Origin of the sequence: Achromobacter aegrifaciens, assembly GCF_902859735.1 — a bacterium.
GTDB classification, from domain to species: domain Bacteria; phylum Pseudomonadota; class Gammaproteobacteria; order Burkholderiales; family Burkholderiaceae_B; genus Achromobacter; species Achromobacter aegrifaciens.
In genome coordinates this window covers 364,097-381,130 of record NZ_CADIJY010000002.1, presented here as the reverse complement: position 1 = coordinate 381,130, position 17,034 = coordinate 364,097, and the positions used below count along the sequence as shown (strand labels likewise).

Here is a 17,034-nt window from a genome sequence, read left to right as displayed (position 1 = left end):
GGCCACATCCCGGCCGAATCCGCGGGTTTTTGCTGCGCAGCAGGCGTAGCGCGGTATTACAATGGAAGGTTCGTGGCAGTCGCACTTCCCCAAATCAAAAAAGGGCAGGCGCCAGCCATGTTGGGTATACGCCTTCCGACCAGGTCCTGGACGCGTCCGCGTGCTTGCCCATACGAACCCACTCTCCGACAACATCTACCGGCTTCTGGCCGCATAGCATGTTCGGGTTTGCGCCTAGCGCCTGCCGAACAGATTCAAGGATCATGTCTCTTACTCCGAAGATTATCTATACCCTCACCGATGAAGCTCCGGCGCTTGCAACCCGTTCGCTGCTGCCCATCGTCCAGGCTTTCGCAAAGCCCGCAGGCATCACGGTCGAGACCCGCGACATCTCGCTGGCCGGCCGCATCATCTCGGTCTTCCCCGACTACCTCGAAGACAGCCAGAAACTGGGCGATGCCCTGTCGGAACTCGGCGCCCTCGCCGTGCAGCCCGAAGCCAACATCATCAAGCTGCCCAACATCAGCGCGTCCATGCCGCAGTTGAAGGCGGCCATCAAGGAACTCCAGGACCAGGGCTACAAGCTGCCCGACTACCCGGACGCCCCCGCCAACGACACCGAGCGCGACGTCAAGGCCCGCTACGACAAGGTCAAGGGCAGCGCCGTGAACCCGGTCCTGCGCGAAGGCAACTCCGACCGCCGCGCCCCGCTGTCCGTCAAGAACTACGCCCGCAAGCACCCGCACAAGATGGGCGCCTGGTCGGCTGACTCCAAGTCGCACGTCGCCCACATGAGCGAAGGCGACTTCTACGGCACCGAAAAGTCGGCGCTGATTGCGGAAGCCGGCGACGTCAAGATCGAACTGACCGCCGCCGACGGCGCGAAGACCGTCCTGAAGGAAAAGACCCCGGTCAAGGCCGGCGAGATCATCGACGCCGCCGTGCTGTCCACGGCCAAGCTGAAGTCCTTCCTGCAAGCCCAGATCGACGATGCCCGCGCCACCGGCGTGCTGTTCTCGGTGCACCTGAAAGCCACGATGATGAAGGTCTCCGACCCGGTCATCTTCGGCCACGTCGTGTCCGTGTTCTACAAGGACGTGCTGGCCAAGCACGCCGACGCGCTCAAGCAAGCGGGCTTCGATCCCAACAACGGCATCGGCGACCTGTACGCCAAGATCCAGTCCCTGCCCGCTGACAAGCAGGCCGAGATCACCGCTGACATCGACGCCGGCTACAAGACGCTGCCGCAGCTGGCCATGGTGAACTCCGACCGCGGCATCACCAACCTGCACGTGCCCAGCGACGTCATCGTCGACGCGTCCATGCCCGCCATGATCCGCGACTCGGGCAAGATGTGGAACGCCGAAGGCAACCTGCAGGACGCCAAGGCCGTGATCCCCGACCGCAGCTACGCCGGCGTCTACCAGGCCGTCATCGAAGACTGCAAGCGCAATGGCGCCTACAACCCGGTCACGATGGGCAGCGTGCCCAACGTCGGCCTGATGGCCCAGGCCGCCGAGGAATACGGCTCGCACAACAAGACCTTCGTCATCCCGGCTGCCGGCACCGTGCGCGTCACCGACGCTTCGGGCAAGGTGCTGCTGGAACAGGCCGTCGAAGCCGGCGACCTCTGGCGCATGTGCCAGACCAAGGACGCCGCCGTGCAGGACTGGGTCAAGCTGGCCGTCACGCGCGCCCGCGCCACCAAGACGCCCGCCGTGTTCTGGCTGGACGAAAACCGCGCCCACGACGCGCAGATCATCGCCAAGGTCAAGCACTACCTGAAGGACCACGACACCAGCGGCCTGGATCTGCGCATCCTGAGCCCGGTGGAAGCCACCAAGTTCTCGGTCAAGCGCATCCGCGAAGGCCTGGACACCATCTCGGTGACCGGCAACGTGCTGCGCGACTACCTGACCGACCTGTTCCCCATCATGGAACTGGGCACCAGCGCCAAGATGCTGTCGATCGTGCCGCTGGTCGCCGGCGGCGGCCTGTTTGAAACGGGCGCGGGCGGTTCCGCCCCCAAGCACGTGCAACAGTTCCTGGAAGAAGGCTTCCTGCGCTGGGATTCGCTGGGCGAGTTCATGGCCCTGGCAGAATCGCTGGACCACCTGGGCCGCAGCTACGGCAACGCCCGCGCACAGGTCCTGGCCAAGACCCTGGACCTGGCGACCGCCAAGTTCCTGGACGAGAACAAGTCGCCCGAGCGCAAGGTCGGCGGCCTGGACAACCGCGGCAGCCACTACTACCTGGCCATGTACTGGGCCCAGGCCGTGGCCGCGCAGACTGACGACCGCGAACTGGCTGCCCTGTTCGCGGCGCCGGCCCGCGCGCTGGCCGACGGCGAGGACAAGATCCTGGCCGAACTGAAGGCTGCCCAGGGCAAGCCCGTCGACATCGGCGGCTACTACCAGCCCAACGAAGCCCTCGCCAGCCAGGCCATGCGCCCCAGCGCCACGCTGAACCAGGCCCTGGCCTCGATCGGCTAAGCGCCTGCCGCGCATAGCGGCAAGTAAAAGGCCGGCAGCCCTCGGGCAGCCGGCCTTTTTTCATGCGCTCGGATTCAGGGCCCGGGCTGCGGCATTGGGGTCGGATTGGCGGACGGCAGACCGGCGCACGCACGCTGGCGGAACGCCGCGTCCACGTCGATGCGCCAAATACTCCGCTTCTCGCTTGCAAGCCGCGCGGCCACGCCGTTGAGTACGGGATATCGTCCGCCGTCCTCCTTCTGGCCCCAGATCCAGAAACGCGCCCCGTCGGCGGCCTCGCACATGCGCAGACGCAAGTCCTGGTCGTCGATCAGCACGCGCTTGCCCGTGGCCGGATCGAATTGCGCCGCGTCGTACAGCTCCTTGCGCCAGTTGTCCCGCTTGGGGATATCGGGGTTCCGCCAGTCGTCGACGATCCAGGCGGGCTCGCGGGCCTGGGTATAGAAACCCAGGTCGAAGGGCAAGGCATGCAGCGCGACCTGTATGTCTTGCGGCTGCATTTCGCCGCGCAGTTCCCGCGCCTGCGGCCCCGCGCTGCCGCGCGGATTCGATGCCCCGACGATGACCGCGGCCAGGCAGATCACGGCCGACACCGCGGCGGCGATCCAGACGCCCCTGCGCTTGCCCGCCGCCCAGGCAGGCGCGATACGCTCGCTGACCAGGAACGCCAGCGGCGGAAACACCGGCAGCACATAGCCGATCAGCTTGGAATGCGGGATGGAAAAGAACACGATCACGACCGCCATCCAGATCGCCGCCAGGCGGCGCAGGCCCTGCGGATCGGTCTCGCGCCAGTAAGACGGCCTGAAGACCGACGCGCCCCAAATCGACCACGGCAGCGCCAACCCCGCCACGATGGGCAGGTAGAACCAGAACGGCTGCGCGTTGTTGAAGCCTCCCTGCGAAAAACGCTCGAACTGCTGGTAGACGAAGAAGTACTGGTAGAAGCCGGGATAGCGCAGCTCCATCAGCCAGAACCACGGCACCGCCACTGCCGCGAACGCCAGCAAGGCTGGCACCCACAGCAAGGCGCGCACGCCGGGCCAGTCGCGGCGCAGCAGCAGCCAGGCCAGCACGATGGCGCCGGGCAGCGCCACTCCGATCAGTCCCTTGGCCAGCACCGCCAGCGCAGCCAGCACGCCCGTGGCCACCGACATCGCGCGGAACGGGCGCCCCGCGGCGCGGCGCAAGACGGTGTCGGCGGCTGCCAGCACGCACAGCGTGATCATGCTGGCCACCAGCATGTCCATATTGGCGAACTGGGCGGCGCCGAAGAACAGCGGCATCATGCCCAGGATCACCACGGCCCAACGCGCTTGCGCGGCATTGCGGTAGCGCGCCACGAAGGCATAGAGCCCGGCGCCCGCGCTCCAGGCGCCCAGCAGCGAAGGCAGCCGCGCACTGAATTCGTGCACGCCGAACAGCACATAGCTGATTTGGGCCAGCCAGTAATACAGCGGCGGCTTGTGGAAGTACGGCATGCCGTCAAGCAGCGGCACCATGGGCGAGCCGCTGCGCAACATCTCCCAGGCCACTCCGGCGTAACGGCCTTCGTCGGGCAAGGTCAGCCAGCGGGCCCAGGCCAGCGCGCCCAGCCAGAGAGCCAGGCACGCCAGCACCAGCCAGCCTGGAAAGGCAGCGCGGCGCGCCGCAGGCGCCATCGATGCGGTCATGGAAACGCTCATGCCCGGCGCTCCGGCACGGCGCGCTCAGAGAGGCGGCGCTGAGCGGAAGCAAGCTGCTGCGGGGGCGCTGCGGAATGGGAAGCAAAAGGCATGGGGATCCGGAAAAGGTTCAGAAAAATGCAAGATTTCGCGCAGTATCGCCAAGCGCGCGTCAAGCTTTCATGAAATTTCCGGAAAAGCCGCCGCTTCCTAGGACGGATGCAGCCTGTCCAGCCTGAGCCGCCCGCGCTCGTCGGTCAGGCGGCGCATGGCGCCGTAGGCTGCGGCGATCGCCGCCATGCCGCTGGCGCCGCACAGCAGGAACATCAGCAGGATCTGGTACTTGGCGGCCTCGATCGGATCCATGCCGGCGATGATCTGCCCGGTCATGATGCCCGGCAGCGTGATGATGCCGGCGGCCGACATCTGGTTAATGCTGGGCACGATGCCGCGCCGCACCGATTCGCGCAGCAAGGACGAAAATGCCTCGTGCACGGTCGCGCCCAGCGCCAGCCTCGCCTCGATCGCCAGCTTTTCCCGGCGAGCGCCGGACAGCACCCCGTCCAGCGCCAGGCTGGCGGCGTTGAGCACGCTGCCCAACACGATGCCGATCAGCGCGATGGTGTAGCGCGGGTCGTACCAGGGGTCCGGACGCAGCGCCGTGTTCAGGATGAACAGCACCGTGATGACCGTGGTCCCCGCCACCGCCATCGCGCCGACCCAGCCGTTTCCGCGTTGCGTCAGCCTGGCCTTCGGGCGCGCGGCGACCTCCCTGGCCGCCAGCGCCATCATCACCGCCACCACCAGCGCCGTCAGCCAGGGGGCGGCGTGCGCGAACACGATGCGCAGAATGTGGCCGACCAGCAGCAGCTGCACCACGGTGCGCAGCGCGGCCCACAGTACCTGTCGCTGCAGGTTCAGGCGCAAGGCGAAGGAAATGCCGGCGCTGAGCAGCACCAGCAGCGAGGCTATGGCCAGGTCCGAGGCCTGCAGCTTGATCACGTCCATAGCGGCTCCAACCTGCCTTGTTCCATGCGCCAGGAACGCCGCGCAAGCCGTTCGGCCTGGGCTGGACTATGGGTCACCATCAGGATCCCCGCCCCGCCCTCCAGGTAGCGCCGCAGCTCCGCTTCGACCTGGTCCGTGGCCGCCTGGTCCAGCGCCGCGGTCGGCTCGTCCAGCAGCAGCACGCGCGGCGCCAGCGCCAATGCGCGCACCAGGCCCAGGCGCTGGCGTTCGCCCGTGGACAGTTCATGCACCAAGGCGTCCAGCTTGTCCGCGGACAGCCCCAGGCGTTGCATGATGGCCAAGGCCCGGGCGCGGTCCGTGAAATGCCGCGCGACCAGGTCGTCCCACCAGCCGGCCTCGGCCTGGCAGTACATGACCTGCCGGCGCCATTCGTAGCCCCGCATGCCCGAGCGCGGCCGGCCATCCAGCAAGGCCTCGCCATGCCCGGGGTCCAGATCGGCGGCCTGGCGCAGCAACAGGGATTTGCCTGAGCCCGAAGGACCCATGATGGCTGCGCACTCGCCCGCGGCGAGATCCAGGCTGACGGGAGAGAGGCGTTCGCTGTAGATGCCGCGCAGCGTGAACAGCGGCCCTGGTTCAGACGTAATGGTCGGCATGGGTATCGATCTTAGACCGTAAATGCGCGAGGCTGGTCCAAGGCAATGGCCAGCCGGCCCGATTCGATGTCCTCGCGCGCATGTGTGTCTTGCATCAGCGCGATGCCCTGCCCCGCGGCGGCAGCAGCAGCAGCAGCAGCAGCAGCAGCAGCAGCAGCAGCAGCAGATCGTCCTCGTAGCTCGGGCCGCGCTGCGCTTCCTTCCTGGCGTCCACGCCGTGCGCCTGCAGCCACAAGGGCCAGTCCGCGCGGTCGGAATCCTGCAGCAGCGGGTACTTCAGGCAGTCTTCGGGCCGCACGATGGGGGGCCTTGCGCCAGCATGGCGGGGCTGGCCACGGGCAGTAGCAGCAGCACCGGCGGCATCAGCCGGAAGGCCGACAGCCCGGGTAAAGCCCCAGGCCATGCCGCAACGCCACGTCGATGCGGTCGCGCTTGAAATTGACCAATTTTGACGATGCAGCCACGCGAACCTCGCTGTCCGGATGCAAATAGCTGCGCTTATCTGAAAAATCCAAATCCGATGAGGCTCCCTATGCGATACGCCACGCTGCATATGGGTGCCGCCTGCAACACACAGGCAAGACACCGCAATAAATCGGCATTTGCTAGAGTGATCATATTGAAAATGATAATCATCCCCAGAAGAGAATCATGTTCACGCAATGCCGGCTCCGGCAAAAGGCAGATCCCATATGAACCGTGAAATCCATGACTTCGCCGCCATCGGTCTTGGCCCGTTCAACCTCAGTCTCGCCTGCCTGGCCGCGCCCTTGTCCCGCGTGCGCGCGGTTTTCCTGGACAAGAAGCCAGGCTTCGATTGGCACCCCGGAATGCTGATCGAGGACTCCACCTTGCAGAACCCCTTTCTGGCGGACCTCGTGAGCCTGGCGGACCCGCGTAGCGAATACAGCTATCTGAATTACTGCAAGCAGACCGGGCGCATCTATTCCTATTACATGCGCGAAAACCACTACCTGAACCGGGCCGAGTACAACCGCTACTGCAAATGGGTCGCGGCCCGCCTGCCGAACCTGCGCTTCAATCACGACGTGCAGAGCGTGCTGCACGATCCAGACAGCCGCGCCTACCTGGTGACCGGCCAGCATGCCGTCAGTGGCGAACGCTTCATGGTCCGCTGCCGCAAGCTGGTGTTGGGACTGGGCACGCAACCCCAGCTGCCTGAATGCTGCGATCCGCGCACCGCGCCCTACATCCACAGCGCGGACTACTTGCGCCACAAGCCCCAGCTGCAGCGCAGGCAGGGCATCACCATCGTCGGCAGCGGACAGAGCGCGGCCGAAGTGTTCCACGACCTGCTGCGCGACAGCGCCAAGCACGCCTACAGCCTGACCTGGATCACCCGCTCGCCCCGCTTCTTCCAGATGGAGAACACCAAGCTCACGCTGGAGCTGATCTCTCCCGACTACACCGACTATTTCCACGACCTGCCCGAAGCCCGGCGGCGCGAGATGCTGCGCCAGCAAAGCAGCCTGTACAAGGGCATCAACGCCTCGCTGATCAATCAGATATACGACCTCCTGGACGAGAAGATCCGCGCAGGCGACCGCCGCTACACGCTGCTCACCAGCGCGGAACTGCGCGCCAGCCGGCATGAGCGCGCCACGGGCCGCTACCATCTGGACTTCATGCACGTTGACACCGGCCAACCGTTCAAGCACGTGACGGACGGCCTGGTGCTGGCCACCGGCTACGCCCCGCGCATCCCCGCCTGCGTCAACCCCATCAGCGACCGGATCGCCTGGGATGAAAACGGCGGCTACCGCATCGCCCACAACTACGCCGTGGACCGCGCCGGCACGGAGATCTTCGTGCAGAACACCGGGCTGCTCAGCCATGGCGTCACGAATCCCGACCTGGGATTCTGCTGCTACCGCAATTCGCAGATACTGCGCGACCTGACCGGCGTGGAGCACTACGCCATCGAGCCTCGCACCGCACTGCAGGACTTCCGCCCGCCGGCGAACGGCGTACTGGCGCACCGCCTCGGCATGCCGGAGCCGATGCCCATGATGGACGGCCATCGGGCCGCCACCATCTGATCTTGCGGGGAGCCAGCATGCTCACGATGACAGCCACCTTTCTGGGCGAGGTCGTGCGCCAGTCGCGCGACCATTACGACGAGGGCCGGGGACTCGCCTTGCGCCCCCTGGTTCCGGATGCGCACGCCGCGCTGCTGCGGCAATGGTTTTCCATGGACTACGCGCGCTTCTGGTCCATGCAGCGGCACAGCGAGGACCAGGTGCGCGACTTCTATGACGCCCTATGCGGCAGCGGACACGCCAGCGCCTGGCTCGGCAGCCATGAGGGACAGCCAGCCTTTCTGGTGGAGTGCTACGACCCCGCCCGCGACGAAGTCGGCGAACACTACGCGGTGCGGCCAGGCGACCTCGGCATGCATCTTTTCATCGGCCCGCCGCGCTTGCGGATTCCCGGCTTCAGCCGGCAGGTGTTCGCCTTCGTGATGCGCTTCATGTTCGACCGGCTGGATGCCGCGCGCATCGTGGTCGAGCCCGACGCGAACAACGCCAAGATCCACGCGCTCAATCTGGCCATGGGATTCACCTATGCAGGCCAGGCCCGATTCCGCGACAAGACCGCCAGTCTGGCGTTCTGCACACGTACACAGTTCGAACAGGTCCAATACCAGGAGTCGACCCCATGAATCCGCATGCCACCACTCATCCCGCGCAGGTCGCCAGCCATCTGGAGCCGGAAGTCTGGGCCAAGGTCAACCGCCTGCTCGTGCGCAAGGCCATCTCCGAGTACACCCATGAAGGCCTGCTGCAACCCGAACGCCTGGGCCCGGCGGACACGCCGGGGTTCGACCGCTATCGCCTGGCGCTCGCGGACGGCCGCGTCGAGTACCGCTACGACGCGCAACTGATGGCCATGCGCCACTGGCGCATCCGCGCGGAATCGATCGCCAGGACCACGGCCGGCGCGCCCGCGCCCCTGGACGCCCTGCAGTTCGTGATCGAGATCCGCGACAAGCTGCGCATTCCGGAAGACCGGCTGCCGATCTATCTGGACGAAATCGCCAGCACGCTGCACGGCGCCGCCTACAAGCACACGCGCGCTTGCCTGCCCGCCCCCGAACTCGCGCTGGCCGACTATCAGACCATCGAAACCTCGATGATCGAAGGACACCCCAGCTTCGTCGCCAACAACGGCCGCCTGGGTTTCGACGCCGAGGACTACCACGCCTATGCGCCGGAGGCCGCTGCCCCGATCCGCGTGATGTGGCTGGCGGTGCACAAGGACAACGCGCATTTCGCCTGCCTGTCCACCATGGACTACGCCAGCCTGTTGCGCGGCGAACTCGGCGAGGACACCGTGGCGCGCCACGCCGCCACGCTGCAAGACCAGGGACTGGACCCCGCCGACTACTACTTGATGCCGGCGCACCCCTGGCAGTGGTTCAACAAGCTGTCGCTGGCGTTCGCACCCTATGTGGCCGAACGCAAGATCGTATGCCTGGGTTACGGCGAAGACGACTACCTGGCACAGCAGTCGATACGCACCTTCTTCAACATCAGCCAGCCGGGCAAGCATTATGTGAAGACCTCGCTGTCGATCCTGAACATGGGTTTCATGCGCGGGTTGTCGCCCTATTACATGTCGGGCACGCCCGCCATCAACGAATACATCCACGGCCTGATCGCGTCCGACCCCTGGCTGCGCGCCAATGGCTTCACCATCCTGCGCGAGGCCGCCAGCCTGGGATTCCGCAACTACTACTATGAAGCTGCGATTTCCGTCGACACGCCCTACAAGAAGATGTTCTCGGCGCTATGGCGCGAGAATCCGCAGGCGCTGATCGGTCCCTGCGAACGGCTGATGACCATGGCCGCGCTTCTGCACGTGGATCCGCAGGGCCTAGCCCTGCTGCCCGCGCTGATCCGGGCCTCGGGGCTGAGCGCCGCCGCGTGGCTGGAACGCTATGTGGATGCCTACCTGACGCCGCTGGTGCATTGCTTCTACACCCATGACCTGGTGTTCATGCCGCATGGCGAGAACGTGATCCTGGTGATCCGGGACCATGTGCCGGTGCGCGCCTTCATGAAGGACATCGCCGAGGAATCCTCCATCCTCGACCCGCAGGCCGACCTGCCCGAGAACGCGCGGCGGCTGGCGGCGGACGTGCCCGAGGAATACAAGCTCCTGACGATCTTCGTCGACGTGTTCGAGGGCTACTTCCGCCATCTGTCCCAGATCCTGGCCGACACCGGCCTCATGCAGGAGGACGATTTCTGGGAGCTGGTCGCGGGCCGTATCGCCGCCTACCAGCAGGCACATCCGCAGCGGCTCGAAAAATACCGCCGCTACGACCTGTACGCGCCGGACATGATCCACTCGTGCCTGAACCGCCTGCAGCTCGCCAACAACCTGCAGATGGTCAATCTGGCCGATCCCATCGGCAGCTTCCAGATGGCGCCCAGGCTGCCCAACCCCGTGGCGCCTTACCGGCCGCAATGGCTGGACCGGACTGCCGACGCCGCGCAGGCCCTTGCGTGACCCGCGAACTGGACGATCTGCTCGCGCTGGCGGGCCGCCTCGCGCCTGGCCTTGACGGGCGCGTGGGCCCGCCAGCCGCGCCCGGCATCCGTCCGGGCGCGAGCAACGCCGACGCCATCGCGCGGTTGCGCGACTGGTGGCGCGAACGCCATCCAGAAGCCGGCCAGCACTACCTGGCGCTGCGCTGCTGGGGCCTGTTGATCTGGCAGCCCGTGTACCTCTGCGTAATCGCCGCGCATCGCAGCGCCATCGTCCCGGACCTGACCCGGCTCAGCCAGCCGGTCGCCAACGGCTTCATCGCCGGCTACACCATGGAACGCCATGAACCCCTGCGCGGCGGCCTGGAGGCGCGGCTGGACGCGGCCGCCACGCAGCTGCGCGAGATCGGCGCCCTGTTCCAGCGCGAGCTGGGCGCGGCGCTGCGCCTCAATCCGCGGGCCACCGCCTGCATGCAGGCCGACTGCGTCCTGTCCGCCCTGTTGGCGGCTCGAACGGGCGTGAGCGCCGCCGACAATGCCTGGGCCACCGCAGCCGCGGCCGATTGGCTTGCGCGCCTGGGCATCGCGGGCAGCAGCGGCTACCTGAACTATCAGCGGCGGTCGCTACCGGCCATCGCCGTGGACCGGCAGGTCTGCTGTCACCACTTCCGCAGAAGCGACGGCGACTACTGCAGCACCTGCCCCAAACTGGATATTGCCGAACGCATCGCCCGGATCGACGCCGAGAGCGTCGAGCCCGCCTGACGGGCGGCCGCCTTGCGCAAGGCACAAGGAGTCGGACATGACGGACATAGGCCGCCTTGCACACGTCGAGCAGGCGCTCAGCCCGCTGCACGTGCGGGCATATTTCGACGAAGACCTGTACGCCCGGGAACAGGAGGTGATATTCAAGCGCTCGCCGCTGTATGTCGGGCACGAAAAAGCCGTGCCCGAATCCGGCGACTGGCGCAGGCTGCTGCACGAGGAAGGCGGGCGCGTCCTCGTGCGCGGCGCCGACGGCGTGGAACTGATATCCAACGTATGCCGCCACCGCCAGTCGCTGATCCTGGGCGGCGAGACAGGCGCCGTCGCCGGGCCGGGCAAGCCGGCGGGCAATCTGTCGGCCACGGGCGGCAACATCGTCTGCCCGCTGCATCGCTGGACCTATGACAATCGCGGCCAGATCCTGGGCGCGCCGCAATTCCCCAGCACGCCCTGCCTGAACCTGCCGCGGTTTCCCCTGAAGCGCTGCCACGGCCTGCTATTCGAGGGGCCGGGCGACCCGCTAGCGGACCTGGGCGACCTGTTCGCCCGGCCCGAGTTCGACTTCTCGGACTATGTGCTGGACCACGTCGAAGTGCACCAATGCAACTACAACTGGAAGACCTTCATCGAGGTCTATCTGGAGGACTACCACGTTGGGCCGTTCCACCCCGGGCTGGGGCGCTTCGTCACCTGCGAGGATCTGAGCTGGGAGTTCGGCAAGCGCCGCAGCCTGCAGCGCGTGGGAGTGCACGACGCCCTGGAGAAGCCCGGTTCCGACGTATACCGCGACTGGCACGGCACCCTGATGCGCTACCGCGACGGCGCGCCTCCGGATTTCGGCGCGATCTGGGTGACCTACTTTCCCACCCACATGATCGAGCTCTACCCGCACGTGCTGGTGCTGTCCACGCTCTACCCCAAAAGCCCGCAGGAGACGGTCAACATCGCCGAGTTCTACTATCCCGAGGAAATCGCCCTGTTCGAACGCGAATTCGTCGAAGCGCAACGCGCGGCCTACATGGAAACGGCGGTCGAGGACGACGAAATCGGCGAGCGCATGGATGCCGGCAGACGCGCGCTGCTGCGGCGCGGCGTCAGCGAGAGCGGCCCGTACCAGTCTCCCATGGAGGACGGCATGCTGCACTTCCACGAGTGGTATCGCAACATCATGGGCGAGCATTTGGGCGATTGCGCCGCGCCCTGAGCGCCGCTGCCAGACCGTTGAATCAATGCGAATATATGCTATTCTCATTTAGACCCCGCCGCTTCCCCTGGCCGACGTCCGGGGGGCTCAACCCGCCGTGCGAGTGACGCCATTGAATCCCTCCTTCCCCGCAGTCCGATTCACCGTCGCCGACTTCAACCGCCTGGGCGGCCATAACGGTTTCCGCTACCAGTTGCCCGGATTCCAGGCCGCTAGCGCCGACCCGGACACCGTCTGCATCGCCGAAGGCCGCGTCGAGGAACATGCCATCCGCCCCGGCCTGACGCTGGTCATGTCCGACGTGCTGGTTCATCACCACTACGAATCGACCTCGGTCATGACGCCGCGCTTTTCGGCCATCGTCATGCTCCAGGGCCAGGCTCAGGCGCGCGTCGGCCACCACGACGACCTGCCGCTGGTCGCCCAAAGCGGCATCAGCGCCGCCTACGGCGACACGGTAGCCATGACCGGCATCCACCATGCCGGCCAGCGGCTGCGCAGCGTCAACCTGTCGCTGTCCGAGCCGGACGCCGCGGACGACGACCCGATCAGCGATCGGATCCGCAAAGTCCTGCGCACGCCCGCCTTCCGGCTGCGCCGCTGGCAGGTGCAGGCGCATCTGATGCAGTCCATCGAACATCTGCTGGAATGCCGTTGGGACGACCCGCTGTGCGCCATGCTGCGCGAAGGCGTCGGCGCGCAGCTTCTGGCCCATGCGTTGGCTGCGCTGGACCAGCAGGAGCCCGAACCCGGCACGCTGTCGCAGCGCGACCGCCAGTTGCTTGAGCGCGTGCGGGAACGGCTGCACAGCGCGCCTGGCGAAGAGCACACCCTGGATGATCTGGCGAAACTGGCCTGCATGAGCCCCAGCACCCTGCGCGCCAAGTTCCGCGCCGCCTATCAATGCTCCGTGTTCAGCTGGCTGCGCGAGCGCCGGCTGGAGGTCGCCCGCGAGCAATTGGCTCGCGGCTGCAGCGTGCAGCAGGCCGCGCACTGCGTGGGCTATCGGCATGCCACCAATTTCGCCACGGCGTTCCGCGAGCGCTATGGCGTCGCGCCCAGCGAACTGAACTGAACGGGGCTGCCGTGAGCGCCCCGGCCCGCGGCTTTCGGCAGCATCCATTGTTCTTGCGGCATTGCCCATTCATCCGACCGCGGCTAGCGGGCGACCATGAGGCCACGCTTCCCGCCCCGGGAAGCTCCTGCCCCGGACGCTCCCGTGCCCAGCCCCGACAAACCGACTTCCTTTCCCATGATGGTGCTGATGCTGGGCCTGCTGGCCTGCGTGGCGCCCGCCACCATCGACGCCTATCTGCCCGCCTTCGCCGCGCTGGAGCGGGAGTTCGGCGTGCCGCAAGAAACCGTGCAGCTGACCCTGGGCGTCTACATGTTCTGCTACGCGGCGATGCTGCTGCTGCATGGAACGCTGTCGGATTCGCTGGGCCGGCGCCGCGTCATCCTGGCGACGCTGGTTTTCTACATCTGCGGCAGCGCGCTGGCCGCCGCCGCGCCGAGCTTCGGCTGGCTGTTGGCCGCGCGGGCGTTGCAAGGCCTGTCCGCAGGCGCCGGCATCGTGGTGGGCCAGGCCATCGTGCGCGACTGCTACGAAGGGCCGGCGGCGCAACGCGTCATGTCCTATCTCATCCTGGTGTTCAACCTGTCGCCGGCGTTGGCGCCCATCATCGGCGGCCAGTTGGCGGCGCAGCTGGGCTGGCGCGCCGTCTTTGTGATGCTTGCCGCCCTGGCCGCGACGGCCTGGGCGCTATGCGCCTGGCGGCTGCCCGAAACCCTGCCCGCCAGCCGGCGCCGGCCGCTGTCCGGGCGTGCACTGGCTGGCGGCTACGGCGCGCTGCTTGCGGACCGGCGATACGTCGCGCTCGCCGCCGCCTTCAGCCTGATCTTCGCGGCCCAGGGCTTGCTCATCGGCGCCGCACCAGACTTCATTGCCAACGTCCTGGGCCTGCCCGTAACGGATTTCGCATATCTGTTCGTGCCGCTCGTGATCGGCGCCATGGCGGGCGCGCTGTTCGCGGCGCGCAAGGCCGGACGCTGGACGGATCAACGCATCACCTGGCTGGCGTACCTGCTGATGGGCGGCAGTTGCCTGGCAAGCGTCATGTATGCCGCTGGCGCCGGGCGACCCGCCCTGCCCTGGGCGGTCATCCTGCCCGCCATCTATACCTGCGGCCTGGCCATGTGCGTCCCGGCCATGACCCTGCACATCCTGGCCCGTGCGCCAGGGCTGTCCGGCACCGCCGCTTCGGTGCTCGGCTTCGCCCAGATGCTGGCCTTTTCGGTCGCCAGCGGCTGGGGCGTGCCCATGGTCTATGGCAAGCCCCTCGGCCTGGCGCTTGCGATGCTGGCCTGCGTCGCCGCAAGCGCGGCAGGCTGGGCCTGGCTGCAACGGCAGTCCGCGCCTTTGGCGAACGCCGGATCGGGCTGATGCGGCGGCGTTCGGCATACGCATCGCATCTTCCGGCATACGTTCAAGTCTCCAGCAAAAACAATAATTCTCATTACCAAATTTTTCAGCCGGAGCTTGTGTTCATGTCCCCCGCACTGTCCCCGCCGCGCGCGCTCACGCGCCGGGCGAATCTGCTTACCCTGGCCGTCCGCGCGGCCTTGCTGTGCTCAGCCTTGCCCTACCACGCCGCCAACGCGCAATCCAGCGCCTCATCCGGCGCCGACCAGCCGGCCGAACTCCCGGCCGTCACGGTTCGGGGCGCCGGCATACCCGGCACCACCGAAGGAACCCATGCCTACAACACCGAGGCCATGAGCACCGCAACCGGCCTGACGCTGTCGCCGCGGGAGACCCCGCAATCGGTCAGCGTGGTGACCCGCCAGCAGATCGAGGACCAGGGACTGCAGGACACCGGCTCCATCCTGGCCAGCGCGCCAGGCATCTCCGTCACGCGCAGCGACAGCAATCGCCTGTCGTTCTCGGCGCGCGGCTTCGCGATAGACAACTTCCAGTTCGACGGCCTGAACGCCCCGATCCTGAGCCAATGGAACTACGGCTCCACCGACATGGACGCCGCCATCTACGACCGCGTGGAAATCGTGCGCGGCGCCACCGGCCTGATGACCGGTTCGGGCAATCCCTCAGCCGCGGTGAACTTCATTCGCAAGAAGCCCTTGCGCGAGTTCGCGCTGTCCGGCAGCGCCAGCGCCGGCAGCTGGGACTACGTGCGCGGCGACGCCGACCTGTCGGTGCCGCTGACGGAGAACGGACGCGTCCGCTCGCGCTTCGTCGCCGCCTACAGCCAGGGCGACAGCTACGTCACGTTCCTGGATTCGCGCAAGCGCACGCTGTACGGCGTCATCAGCGCCGACCTCACGCCCGACACGCTGCTCACCGTCGGCCTGGAGTATCAGCGCAACCAGAGCAACGGCTTCGGCAGCGGTTTCCCGCTGTTCTATTCGGACGGCTCGCGCACCGACTTCAACCGGTCCGTGGCCAACAATACGCGCTGGGCGCGCATCGATACCGAATCGACCACCACCTTCGTGGACCTGAGCCACCGATTCGCCAATGACTGGAAGGCGCGCGCCGCCTATAGCCACAATGAGGGCGAGTACCGCATGAAGCAGCTTTACCGCGGCGGCTATCCGGACCGGACCAGCGGCACGGGCATGAGCAGCAGCTTCAACAACTACGATGGCGACCGCTCGCGCGACGATATCAACCTGACGCTGTCGGGCCCGTTCCAGCTGTTCGGCCGCAAGCACGAACTGGCCCTGGGCTGGATGAGCGTGAACGACCACAGCGACATCGGCCAGTACCTCATGGTCGGCGCCAAGCCCGCCATCGGCAGCTTCTTCGACTGGCGCCAGGACCATATCGCCGAACCGGCCTGGTCCAGCCGCAAGACGCCAGCGGACGACATGCGGGTCAAGCAGACCGGAACCTACGCCGTGGGCCGGTTTTCGCTGGCCGATCCGCTGCACCTGATCGTGGGCGGACGCTGGAGCAATTGGGAGACGAACCAGACCTACTTCGGCAGCAAGCGGCAATACAAGATCAACGACCAGTTCACGCCCTACGCCGGCCTGATCTACGACATCAACAAGACCTACACGGCCTACGCCAGCTACACCGAGATCTTCCAGCCGCAGAACGCACGCTCGCCCAGCGGTTCCATCCTGCCGCCGATCGACGGCAAGAGCTACGAGATCGGCCTGAAGGCTTCCTACCTGGACGGCCTGCTCGACGCGGCCGTATCGCTGTACCAGACTCGCCAGAACAACCTGGCCCAGGCCATTCCCGGCGAGTCGGTCATAGGCATGCCCGGCACGCAGGCCTACCGCGCCGTATCCGGCGCCAAAGTCGAGGGCTTCGAACTCGAAACCACCGGGCAGATCATGCCCAACTGGAACATCGCGGCCAGCTACACGCACTTCACCGCCAAGGCCGCCGACGGCAAGCCCATCAACACCAGCCATCCGCGTAGTCTGTTCAAGCTCTACACCACCTATCGCCTGCCCGGCGACCTGAACCGGCTGACGGTGGGCGGCGGCGTGGACTGGCAAAGCCGCATGTACCAGTCCGCCGCCAGCCCGCGCGGCAACGTGGAAGTGGAACAAGGCAGCTACATGCTGGCGAACCTGATGGCGCGCTACGAGTTCAGCAAACAGGTCTCGGCCACTCTCAACGTCAACAACCTGTTCGACAAGAAGTATTACGACCAGATCGGCTTCTTCAGCCAGGGCTGGTGGGGCGCGCCCCGCAACGTGATGCTGACGCTCAGGGCCCAATATTGATCGGAG

The 17,034-nt window shown here is 66.5% G+C and carries 13 protein-coding genes; 9 read left to right on the top strand and 4 right to left on the bottom strand.

The window, feature by feature from the left end:
- Positions 1-263 precede the first annotated feature (263 nt).
- A complete protein-coding gene (locus tag HV766_RS07765) occupies positions 264-2,492 on the top strand; it encodes an NADP-dependent isocitrate dehydrogenase (RefSeq protein WP_125473022.1) in 2,229 nt (742 codons plus the stop codon).
- 74 nt (positions 2,493-2,566) lie between these two features.
- Here the strand turns inward: HV766_RS07765 and HV766_RS07760 are convergent, their stop codons facing one another.
- From HV766_RS07760 to HV766_RS30180, 4 genes are all read right to left on the bottom strand, one after another.
- Complete coding sequence (locus HV766_RS07760; RefSeq protein WP_175180911.1) at positions 2,567-4,177, bottom strand: ArnT family glycosyltransferase; 1,611 nt, start codon at positions 4,175-4,177, stop codon at positions 2,567-2,569.
- Positions 4,178-4,366: 189 nt separating this feature from the next.
- The gene (locus HV766_RS07755; RefSeq protein WP_054454515.1) at positions 4,367-5,164 is read right to left on the bottom strand and encodes an ABC transporter permease; all 798 of its coding nucleotides are present in this window, start codon (positions 5,162-5,164) and stop codon (positions 4,367-4,369) included.
- On the bottom strand, positions 5,155-5,781 hold the full coding sequence (locus HV766_RS07750; RefSeq protein WP_054454517.1) for an ABC transporter ATP-binding protein: 627 nt from the start codon (positions 5,779-5,781) through the stop codon (positions 5,155-5,157). The genes HV766_RS07755 and HV766_RS07750 overlap by 10 nt, the downstream gene beginning before the upstream one ends.
- A 94-nt stretch (positions 5,782-5,875) precedes the next feature.
- Complete coding sequence (locus HV766_RS30180) at positions 5,876-6,079, bottom strand: hypothetical protein (protein WP_254593290.1); 204 nt, start codon at positions 6,077-6,079, stop codon at positions 5,876-5,878.
- 394 nt (positions 6,080-6,473) lie between these two features.
- Between HV766_RS30180 and HV766_RS07740 the strand changes: the two genes are divergently transcribed.
- The 8 genes from HV766_RS07740 (at position 6,474) to fauA (ending at position 17,028) form a co-directional block, all read left to right on the top strand.
- Positions 6,474-7,841, top strand: coding sequence for a lysine N(6)-hydroxylase/L-ornithine N(5)-oxygenase family protein (locus HV766_RS07740; protein ID WP_175180910.1), 1,368 nt, complete (start codon positions 6,474-6,476; stop codon positions 7,839-7,841).
- Positions 7,842-7,858: 17 nt separating this feature from the next.
- Entirely contained in the window at positions 7,859-8,464 is a 606-nt protein-coding gene (locus HV766_RS07735) for a GNAT family N-acetyltransferase (protein WP_175180909.1), read from the top strand.
- The gene (locus tag HV766_RS07730; protein ID WP_175180908.1) at positions 8,461-10,317 is read left to right on the top strand and encodes an IucA/IucC family protein; all 1,857 of its coding nucleotides are present in this window, start codon (positions 8,461-8,463) and stop codon (positions 10,315-10,317) included. The genes HV766_RS07735 and HV766_RS07730 overlap by 4 nt, the downstream gene beginning before the upstream one ends.
- Entirely contained in the window at positions 10,275-11,060 is a 786-nt protein-coding gene (locus HV766_RS07725) for a siderophore ferric iron reductase (RefSeq protein ID WP_054454523.1), read from the top strand. The genes HV766_RS07730 and HV766_RS07725 overlap by 43 nt, the downstream gene beginning before the upstream one ends.
- 37 nt (positions 11,061-11,097) lie before the next feature.
- Entirely contained in the window at positions 11,098-12,264 is a 1,167-nt protein-coding gene (locus HV766_RS07720; protein ID WP_175180907.1) for an aromatic ring-hydroxylating oxygenase subunit alpha, read from the top strand.
- A gap of 103 nt (positions 12,265-12,367) precedes the next feature.
- The gene (locus HV766_RS07715; RefSeq protein WP_175180906.1) at positions 12,368-13,339 is read left to right on the top strand and encodes a helix-turn-helix transcriptional regulator; all 972 of its coding nucleotides are present in this window, start codon (positions 12,368-12,370) and stop codon (positions 13,337-13,339) included.
- Between the two features lie 177 nt (positions 13,340-13,516).
- Positions 13,517-14,707: a multidrug effflux MFS transporter gene (locus HV766_RS07710; protein ID WP_175181068.1), complete on the top strand. Its 1,191-nt coding sequence runs from the start codon at positions 13,517-13,519 to the stop codon at positions 14,705-14,707.
- Positions 14,708-14,811: 104 nt separating this feature from the next.
- Complete coding sequence (fauA, locus tag HV766_RS07705; protein WP_175180905.1) at positions 14,812-17,028, top strand: TonB-dependent alcaligin siderophore receptor FauA; 2,217 nt, start codon at positions 14,812-14,814, stop codon at positions 17,026-17,028.
- Positions 17,029-17,034: the final 6 nt, after the last annotated feature.